The organism is Streptomyces sp. NPDC006510 (assembly GCF_040611955.1).
In the GTDB taxonomy this organism is placed as follows: domain Bacteria; phylum Actinomycetota; class Actinomycetes; order Streptomycetales; family Streptomycetaceae; genus Streptomyces.
On the sequence record NZ_JBEXPH010000480.1, the window covers coordinates 1 to 1,078 of the forward strand.

Genomic DNA, 1,078 nt, shown 5'->3' on the forward strand with positions numbered 1-1,078 from the left:
GTGAGGTATGCGGATGGGGGCGGGCTGACCGCTGCGGGTCGGCTGCGCCGTGAGTCGGTGCGGATGCAGGCGGCCGAGTTGTTCGAGCAGGGAATCAAACCGTCGGAAGTGGCACGGCGCCTGCGGGTGAGCGGGAAGTCGGCCTACCAGTGGCAGCAGTTGTGGCGGGAGGGCGGTGCGCTGGCGCTGGCCTCCCGTGGCCCGGGCGGTTCGCGGTGCCGTCTGTCCACGCGCTGTCTGGAGAAGCTGGCAGCGTATCTGGAGCAGGGTCCAGCCGCGCATGGCTGGGTGGAGGACCAGGTGTGGACCGCGGCGAGGGTGGCCACGCTGATCGGCCGGAAGTTCCACGTCTCGTACAGCGTCTCGGGGGCGACGAGGCTGATGCACCGGCTCGGCTTCAGCCCGCAGGTCCCCGCGCGGCGGGTCGCCGAGCGTGACGAGCAGGCCGTCACCGCATGGAAGGAGGCGACCTGGGCGGAGGTAAAAGAGCCCGGGCGGCCTGCGGAGGCTACATCTGCTTCGAGGACGAGGCAGGCTTCACCCGCCGGCCGCCCAAAGGACGCACCTGGGGCCGGCGCGGCGTGACCCCGCGGGTGACGGTGAGCGGACGACGCTCGGGACGGCTGTCCGTGGCAGGACTGATCGCTATGCGGCCCGGTTCCCGGACCCGGCTGTGCCACCGCCTGCGCAGCCACCCCTCCGGCAAGGGCAAGCGCCGCAGTATGAGCGAGCGCGACTTCATCGCACTGATCGACGGCGCCCACCAGCTCGTCAAGGCCCCGATCGTGCTGGTCTGGGACCGCCTGAACACCCACGTCTCGCACGCCATGCGCGGGCTGATCGCCGAGCGCGAGTGGCTGACGGTGTTCCTGCTTCCCGCCTACTCGCCCGACCTCAACCCCGTGGAGTGGGTCTGGGCCCACGTCAAACGCAGCCTGGCCAACCTCGCCGTGGTCGCCCTCGATCGACTCGAGGCCCTCGTACGCAACCGGCTCAAACGCCTGCAGTACCGGCCCGACACCCTCGACGGCTTCATAGCCGGCACCGGCCTGGCCGTCGACACCCCAACGTCACCCTA

General features: G+C 70.7%; 2 protein-coding genes. Both read left to right on the plus strand.

All coding sequences use genetic code 11. The features are described 5' to 3' along the window. Window positions 1-24: 24 nt before the first annotated feature. Entirely contained in the window at window positions 25-585 is a 561-nt protein-coding gene (locus ABZY11_RS44665; protein ID WP_356484643.1) for a winged helix-turn-helix domain-containing protein, read from the plus strand. Further along, a partial coding sequence (locus tag ABZY11_RS44670; protein WP_356484644.1) for a transposase occupies window positions 513-1,078 on the plus strand: 566 nt, incomplete at its 3' end. The genes ABZY11_RS44665 and ABZY11_RS44670, both read left to right, overlap by 73 nt.